Origin of the sequence: Hydrogenophaga electricum (assembly GCF_030160815.1) — a bacterium.
Taxonomy (GTDB): Bacteria; Pseudomonadota; Gammaproteobacteria; order Burkholderiales; family Burkholderiaceae_C; genus Hydrogenophaga; species Hydrogenophaga electricum.
Map to the genome: position 1 here is coordinate 1 of NZ_BSPB01000087.1, position 8007 is coordinate 8007.

The window sequence follows — 8007 nt, forward strand, 5'->3', positions numbered from 1 at the left end:
CCCCACCAGCCGGGCACGGCCACCGCCGCGCCGCCGATCAGGGCCAGCAGCCCCCAGCGCACACCGGGCGCCCACGGGCCGGTCTGGCGCTGCACCAACCACCAGGCCAGCAACGCCAGGCCCAGCAGCAGTGCGTGCCCCAGTGCGGGCCGCCACAAGCGCCGGTACCACAGCCAGAAGGGCCCCAGCCAGCCGGCGGCAGGGTTCCAGTGTGGCCAGGCCGCACCGCGCTCGTCAAAACGCGCGAACACCGCCAGATACCGGGTCACCGCGCCGGGCCCCAGGGCCGCGCGGTACAGCGCCTCGGTGCCACGGCTGCCCTCCGCGCCCGCCGCCGGCGACGACGGCTCGGCCGGCAAGGACGAAAGCGGGGCTGCGCGGTTCATGGCCAGGGATGCCCGGGCCGGCAACGCCATGCCGGGGAAAACCAGGGGCGGCGATCGGGCTGCATGCGGGCTCCGCCTGCGCGTATCTGCCTCAGGCGCCTTCCGGGAACAGCGCGCCACCCTGCGGCGGCGCCACCCCGAGGTGGCGGTAAGCCGCCAGCGTGGCGATGCGCCCGCGCGGCGTGCGCTGCAGGTAGCCCTGCTGAATGAGGTAGGGCTCGATCACGTCCTCGATCGTGTCGCGCTCCTCACCGATGCTGGCGGCGATGTTGTCCAGCCCCACCGGGCCGCCGTCGAAGCGGTGGATCACCGCTTCGAGCAGCTTGCGGTCCATCAGATCAAATCCTTCGGGGTCGACGTCGAGCATCGTCAGGGCCTTGCCGGCGATGGGCGCGGTGATGCGGCCGTCGCCCTTGACGTCGGCGTAGTCGCGCACGCGGCGCAGCAGGCGGTTGGCGATGCGCGGCGTGCCCCGGCTGCGGCGGGCGATCTCGAACGCGCCTTCGGGGTCGATGGGCGCGTTCAGCAGCCCGGCACTGCGCGTGACGATGCGCTGCAGCTCGGCCGGCGTGTAGAACTCCAGCCGCGCCACGATGCCGAAGCGGTCGCGCAGCGGGTTGGTCAGCATGCCGGCGCGCGTGGTCGCGCCCACCAGGGTGAAGGGCTGCAGGTCGAGCTTGATGCTGCGCGCCGCCGGCCCCTCGCCGATCATGATGTCGATCTGGTAGTCCTCCAGCGCGGGGTAGAGGATTTCTTCGACCACCGGCGAGAGCCGATGGATCTCGTCGATGAACAGCACGTCGTTGGGTTCGAGGTTGGTCAGCAGCGCCGCCAGATCCTTGGGCTTTTCCAGCACCGGGCCGCTGGTCTGGCGCAGGTTGACGCCGAGTTCCTGCGCGACGATGTGGCTCAGCGTGGTCTTGCCCAGGCCCGGCGGGCCGAACAGCAGCACATGGTCCAGCGCCTCGGCGCGCTTCTTGGCCGCGCCGATGAAGATTTCGAGCTGCTCGCGCACCTTCTGCTGGCCCACGTATTCGTCCAGCAGTTTGGGCCGCAAGGCGCGCTCGATCGCCTCCTCCTTGGGGGAGACGGCGGCGGCAGACACCACGCGCGGCGTGGGGGCGAAATCGTCGGTCTGGATGGTCACGGCAGCGGGTTCTGTGCGCACGGAGGCAGCACCGGACTATACAGGCGAGGCCCGGCCCCGCCAGCCCCCCGCGGCCCGTCTCACTCGGCCCGGATCCGTGCCGTCCTGGCCAGCTCGATGTAGCGGGCCGAATCCTCCCGGATGAGCTGGGCCAGCGCGGCGGCGTCGCGCACCAGGGGCTCGACCCCGGCATTGGACAGGTTGCTCTTCGCCCCCGGGTCTGCCATCACCTTGCGCACGTCGGCCGCCACTTTGTCCACCACCGCCGGCGGCAGGTTGGCGGGGCCCATCAGGGCGTACCAGATCGAAAAGTCGAACGGCTTGAGCCCCTGCTCCTCGAAAGTGGGCACCTGCGGCATGGCCTCGTAGCGCTGCGCCGACGACACCCCCACCACTTTCAGGCGACCGCTCTGGGCGTGCGGGGTGAGCAGATTGGCGCTGACGATGGCCAGCGGAATCTGGCCCCCCAGCACGTCGGCCACGGCCGGCGCGCAGCCTTTGTAGCCGATGTGCAGCGCCTGGACCCCGGCCTTCAGCTTGAGCAGTTCCATCGCGAAGTGCTGCGGCGTGCCGATGCCGCAGGAGCCGTAGCTCAGGCTGCTGCCCGGCTGTGCCGCAGCAGCCACCAGCGACTTCACGTCGCTGATGTTGAACGACGGGTGGGCGGCCAGCCCGATTGGCGTCACGCCCAGCAGGAGGATGGGCGTCAGGTCCTTCTCCGCGTCGTACGGCAGCTTGCCGTTGACCCCCAGGTTCGTCACCATGGTGCTGTTCTGCAGCAGCAGCGTGTAGCCATCGGCGGGCGAGCGCACCACCTCGCGGCTGCCGATGTTGCCCGCCGCACCGGCCTTGTTCTCGACCACCACCGGCTGCTTCCACATCTGCTGCAGGCTCGCCCCCAGCTGACGCGCCAGGATGTCCGAGCCGCCTCCGGTCGCATAGGGGACGACGATCCGGACGGCCCGGTTCGGGTAGCCGCCGGTCTGGGCCTGTGCGCCGGCACAGGCGGCCACAGTGGCCAGGGTCAAAGCAAATCGCTGGAAGGACATGAGGTCTCCTGTCGTTGGTATGTCGGAAAAAGAAAACTGCCGGGGGGCTCAGGCGTCGACGTCGACCGCGCCCAGGCGCTGCACCCACAGCGCCCAGGACCGGGGGATCTGGCCGTCGTTCATGTCCGAAGACAGCTGCGCCTCCTCCGCGTTCAGAAACATCGGCTCGCCCAGGTTCTGCGCCGCCAGTTGCAGCTTGGCATTGGCCTCGGCATAGATCGCGCGGTAGACCGCCTGCTGCAGCGACGCGCCCACCACGGTGGAGCCGTGGCCCCGCATCAGCACACAGCTGTTGGCCCCCAGCGAGCGGGCCAGGGCCTGGCCCAGGTACGGGCTGCTGATGAGCATATCGGTGTTGCCGCCGGCCTCGCGGATCTCGAACTGCGCCACGCCCGCCCCCAGAAAGCCGGCCATGTGGAAGATCGGGCGCAGCGGGGTGGCGGTGCAGGCGAACGGGATCACGCTCATCGAGTGCGAATGCACCACGGACATCACATCGGGCCGGGCCCGGTACAGCTCGGCATGGATGAAGCGCTCCAGGTACGGGCGCGGGGCGGTCGGGTCCACCGCCGAGCCATCGAGCCGGTAGGTGGTGATGTCCTGGCGCCGGACCAGCCCGGGCGCGCGGTTGACCGACAGCAGGAACAGAGCGGGATCGTCCGGGTGGCGCACGCTGACGTGCCCCAGGCCGTCGACGATCTGCTGGTCATACAGGATCCGGTTGGCCAGCGCGAGGTCGCGGCACAGGTCGTCCAGGGGGGGCGGCATGTCTTGTCTCCTGAGAAAAACTCCGGCGATTGGACCGGGTGCCGCCCGCCCCCGTCCAATACTTTGTTTTGCGCGCAGCCCAAAGAAAAGCTTTGGGCCGCGCGCGCCGCCTCAGTCGCCGGTCTGGCGCCGCAGCGCCTGGCGAATGCGTTCCCGCAGCGCCAGCTCGCTGGGCGACGGATACCGCTTGTGCGGCCAGGCCAGGTACAGCGTCCGGCGCAGCACCGGGTCCACCACGGGCCGCGCATCGAGGCGGCCGGCCAGCACATCGTCGGCCACGGAGGCGCGGGGCAGGATGCTGGCCGCCGCGCCGCGCAGCACCAGCGCGCGGATGGCCGGTATCGACCGGACTTCGTAGGCGATCTGGACCTCGATGCCCAGGTCCTGGGCCGCCCGCATCACCGTTTCGCGGACCACGTCGCGGCGCTCCGGAATGGCCAGGCGGTATTCCAGCGCCTCTGCCAGCGAAACGGGTGCCCCCGCCTGGCCTTCGGGCAAGGTCACCAGCACCAGGTCCTCGTCGCGCAAGGCCTCGCGCCCGATGGCGGCGTGCTCCGGCACGCCATAGGCGAGCACCACGTCCAGTTCTTCGCGCAGCAGGCGCTCGGCCAGCACGTGACTCATTTCTTCGGTCAGGGTCAGCAGCACCCGGGGCAGCGTCTCGCGCACCTCGACCGCCAGTTCCGCGCCCACCGCCAGGATCAGGCTCGGCGACATGCCCAGCCGGATGGGTTCGCCCGCGTCCGGGGCGATGGCTGCGACCTCGCGCCGCGTCGACTCCACCTGGGCCAGGATGTCCTGCGCACGCAGATACAGCACCCGCCCGGCCTCTGTCGGCTCCACGCCGCGCGAATGCCGGTGCAGCAACGCGACCCCCAGGTCCTCCTCCAGCTGGCGCACCTGCATGCCCAGCGCGGGCTGTGCCAGGCACAGTTCGGCCGCGGCGCGGGTCATGTTCCCGGTCTCGACGACCTTGACGAAAGAACGCAGTTGGCGAAAGTTCATGCACAGAGCTTGCCAGAAGCGGGGGCCGGCCGTCCCGCACGGGCGACCGGTTCGCACCGCCGCGGCAGGAACCCGGCCACGGCTCAGTTCGGCCGCAGATTGGCCGCCGCCGCCAGTTCGCGGTAGCGCGTGGCGTCGGCTTCGATGACCCGGGCCAGCGCCGCGGCGTCACCGGTCTGGATGTCCACCCCTGCCTGTTCCAGCGTGGCGATGACGCCGGGGGTCTTCAGCAGATGGCCCACGTCCTGGCCAATCTTCTGCACCACCGCGTCGGGCAGGCGGGCCGGCCCCATCAGGGCCTTCCAGGTCGACAGGTCGAAGGGCTGCAAGCCCTGCTCGGCGAGCGTCGGCACGTCCGGCAAGGCGGCGTAGCGCTGGGCCGACGACACGCCCACGGCCCGCAGGCGCCCGGACTTCACATGGGCCAGCACCAGGTTGGCACTGACCGCCGCCACCGGAATCTGCCCGCTCACCACATCGACCACCGCCGGCGCGCACCCCCGATAGCCGATCTGCTGCAGCTCGATCCGGGTCTTCTGGCGAAACAGCTCCATCACGAAATGGGCCGGCGAGCCGACGCCGCAGGAGCCATAGCTCAGGCCGCCGGCCCGCTGGCGCGAAGCGGCCACCAGCGACGCCACGTCGGTGATGCCGCTGGCCGGATGCGCCACGATCATCAAGGGTGTGACGCCCACCAGCAGGATGGGGGTGAGGTCGCTCTGGTGGTCGTAGGGCAGCTTGCCCTGGAGGGCCAGGTTGGTGAGCATGGTGTCGTTCTGCACCAGCAGGGTGTAGCCGTCGGGCGCAGCCCGCACCACCTCCATCGAGCCGATATTGCCCGAGGCCCCCGCCTTGTTTTCCACCACCACGGGCTTGTTCCAGAGCCGTTGCAGCTCCCCGCCGATCACCCGCGCCACCACATCGGAGCTGCCACCGGCGCTGTAGGGCACCACCAGGCGCACCTCCCGCGTCGGATAGGTCTGCGCCAGGACGAGGCCCGTCCCCAGCCCCAGGGCGATGGTGGCCATGCGCCGCCACCAGGCGCTGCGCAGCGGGCTCATGACAGCGCTCCCTGCAGGCGCGCGTACCAGGGGAAACCGGGCCGCGGATCACCGTGCCCGAAGTCGAGCGGCAACCACTGCATGTAGGCCTTGCGGCCCTGCATGGCGTGCTGGTTGGCGTGGCGGAAGTAGTTCATGGCCACTTCGTCGTACTCGCCGGCCGCGTCCCACGCGTCCACCCGGTCGCCGAACTGTTCGACCAGGTCGCGCTCGAACGGATACAGGCAGCAGGCCAGCACCTGCTCGCGCGTGCGCTGGTAATGCGCCGCGCGGCCGGGAAACGCCGCGTTGATGTACAGCGACGTGGCCCGCTCCAGCAGGTGCGGCAGCGCACCCGCCCGGTGCTCGGAAACGCCCCAGTACGGCGTGGGCTGGTAGAGGAAGTCGTGCAGCTCGCTGCCCAGCTCCTGGCGGGAGAGTCGGGTCACCGGCAGCACGAGCTCGTTCATGAAGCGCTCCCAGAACGTCGGCGTGCCGAACCAGTAGCTGCACATGCCGTAGTTGCCGTGGTGCTGGCGGCCCACGCTCTGCATGTCCAGCGCCACCCCGGCCAGGTCCAGCACCTGCTGGTAGTGCTGCTCCAGGGCGTTGTCTTCGTGCGTGATGCGGCCGCGGTCGAAGTTGTTGAAGCACAGGTACACGTTCTGCGGCCGCGGGTTGGTGACGTACACCTCGTACCCGGGGTTGGCGGTGATCCAGCGGCGCACCTCGTGTCCGTCGATCAGGCCCTTGGCGTAGAAGCGGCTGGACACCGCCCCCACCACGTCCGCCGACCGGTGCAGCCCCTGCGCATAGACCTCGTCGAAGATCTGGAACTCACGCCACTCGGGGCGGGGGTTGTGGCGGAAATCGAGCGCTTCGAAGCCCGGGATCAGGGCGTCGAAGTGGCGGTCTTCGATGCAGTTCTGGAACAGTCGTACGTTCATGTCATGGTTCGGGATGCAGCCTGGCCCCCGCTCATCAGGTTGGCAGGGCCGGCCGCTCGAAGCAGGAACCGGACCACGATCACCGAGCCAGCGCCTTGAGCGCCTGCTTGATGCCCTCGCTCACCCCGACCCCGGCCGGCAAGGCCTTGAGCGCGGCGGCCGCGTCCTTTTCGCTGTAGCCCAGCGCCATCAGCGCCTGCTGGATGTCCCCGGCGGCGTCGCCCACCTGCGCCGCGGCGCCCGGCACGGGCAGATCGGCCCCGAGCTTGCCCTTGAGTTCCAGCAGCAGGCGCTCGGCCGTCTTCTTGCCGATGCCCGGCACCTTGACGATGCGGCCGGCCTCCTGGGCCGTGACCGCCTGCGCCAGCTCGGCCACGCTCAGGCCCGACAGCACCGACAACGCGGTGCGCGGCCCGACACCGCTGATCTTGACCAGTTGCCGGAACGCCTCGCGCTCGCCCGCCGAGCCGAAGCCGTAGAGGATCTGCGCGTCCTCGCGCACCACGAAGTGCGTCAGCAGCGCCACCTGCTCGCCCACGGCCGGCAGGTTGTAGAACGTGCTCATGGGCACGTCGACCTCGTAGCCCACGCCGTGGCAGTCGATCAGGATCTGGGGCGGGTTCTTCTCCAGCAGGGTGCCGGTCAGTTTGCCTATCATTGCAAGCTCTGTTGTTCTGTTCTCCGGATTATCCGTTTTGATCCTCCGCCACACTTTTTCCCCGCCCGACAACGAACGCATGGCCCACCTGTGCGGCCCGATGGACCGCCACATCCGCAGCATCGAAGCGGCGCTGCAGGTCAAGGTGGCGCACCGCTTCGAGCAGTTCCGCGTCGAAGGCCCGAAGGCCAAAGCCCAGCAGGCCATGGAGGTGCTCCAGGCGCTGTACGAAATGGCCAAGCGACCGATTCCCGAGGAACAGGTGCAGCTCATGCTCGCGGGCGACACCGCCCTGCCCGCCAGCAGCAGCGACGACGCGCCCGCCATGCAGACCCGGCGTGGCGAGGTGCGCGGGCGCACGGCCAACCAGGCGCGCTACCTGGAGAACATGGCGGTCCACGACATCACCTTCGGCATCGGCCCGGCCGGCACCGGCAAGACCTACCTCGCCGTGGCCTGCGCGGTGGACGCGCTGGAGCGCAGCGCGGTGCAGAAGATCGTGCTCACGCGCCCGGCCGTCGAAGCGGGTGAAAAGCTCGGCTTCCTGCCCGGCGACCTGGGCCAGAAGGTCGACCCGTACCTGCGCCCGCTGTACGACGCGCTGTACGACCTGATGGGCTTCGACAAGGTGCAGAAGGCCTTCGAGCGCCAGCAGATCGAGATCGCGCCGCTGGCCTTCATGCGCGGTCGCACGCTCAACCACGCCTTCGTGATCCTCGACGAGGCGCAGAACACCACGCCCGAGCAGATGAAGATGTTCCTCACCCGCATCGGCTTCGGCTCCAAGGCCGTGGTCACTGGCGACGTGAGCCAGATCGACCTACCGCGCACCCAGTTGTCCGGACTGGTCGACGCCGAACGCGTGCTCAAGCGCGTGCAGGGTCTGGCCTTCACCCGCCTGACCAGCGCCGACGTGGTCCGCCACCCGCTGGTAGCGCGCATCGTCGACGCCTACGACGCGCGCGGCCAGGGCCCCGAGCCCGGCCCCGCCGCCCCGCGCCGCGCCC

Annotated in this window: 8 protein-coding genes and 1 pseudogene; 1 reads left to right on the forward strand and 8 read right to left on the reverse strand. The window is 70.0% G+C overall.

Translation table 11 applies throughout. The features are described from left to right. The 8 genes and pseudogenes from QQK43_RS22010 to ruvA all read right to left on the reverse strand — a co-directional run. Positions 1 to 386: pseudogene (locus QQK43_RS22010) on the reverse strand (SPOR domain-containing protein); the annotation flags it as partial. A gap of 91 nt (positions 387 to 477) precedes the next feature. After that, positions 478 to 1533, reverse strand: coding sequence for a Holliday junction branch migration DNA helicase RuvB (gene ruvB / locus QQK43_RS22015; RefSeq protein WP_284309488.1), 1056 nt, complete (start codon positions 1531 to 1533; stop codon positions 478 to 480). A gap of 80 nt (positions 1534 to 1613) precedes the next feature. After that, entirely contained in the window at positions 1614 to 2582 is a 969-nt protein-coding gene (locus QQK43_RS22020; RefSeq protein WP_284309482.1) for a Bug family tripartite tricarboxylate transporter substrate binding protein, read from the reverse strand. Positions 2583 to 2630: 48 nt separating this feature from the next. Continuing rightward, a complete protein-coding gene (locus QQK43_RS22025) occupies positions 2631 to 3350 on the reverse strand; it encodes a class II aldolase/adducin family protein (protein ID WP_234267057.1) in 720 nt (239 codons plus the stop codon). Between the two features lie 111 nt (positions 3351 to 3461). Beyond that, on the reverse strand, positions 3462 to 4355 hold the full coding sequence (locus QQK43_RS22030; RefSeq protein WP_284309483.1) for a LysR family transcriptional regulator: 894 nt from the start codon (positions 4353 to 4355) through the stop codon (positions 3462 to 3464). Between the two features lie 83 nt (positions 4356 to 4438). Continuing rightward, entirely contained in the window at positions 4439 to 5416 is a 978-nt protein-coding gene (locus QQK43_RS22035) for a Bug family tripartite tricarboxylate transporter substrate binding protein (RefSeq protein WP_284309484.1), read from the reverse strand. Further along, the gene (locus tag QQK43_RS22040) at positions 5413 to 6342 is read right to left on the reverse strand and encodes a hypothetical protein (protein ID WP_284309485.1); all 930 of its coding nucleotides are present in this window, start codon (positions 6340 to 6342) and stop codon (positions 5413 to 5415) included. The genes QQK43_RS22035 and QQK43_RS22040 overlap by 4 nt, the downstream gene beginning before the upstream one ends. Before the next feature lie 79 nt (positions 6343 to 6421). After that, positions 6422 to 7000, reverse strand: a complete 579-nt coding sequence (ruvA, locus tag QQK43_RS22045; RefSeq protein WP_284309486.1) for a Holliday junction branch migration protein RuvA — start codon at positions 6998 to 7000, stop codon at positions 6422 to 6424. Between the two features lie 37 nt (positions 7001 to 7037). Here ruvA and QQK43_RS22050 point away from each other — a divergent pair. Beyond that, on the forward strand, positions 7038 to 8007 hold a 970-nt coding region (locus tag QQK43_RS22050; protein WP_284309487.1), incomplete at its 3' end, for a PhoH family protein.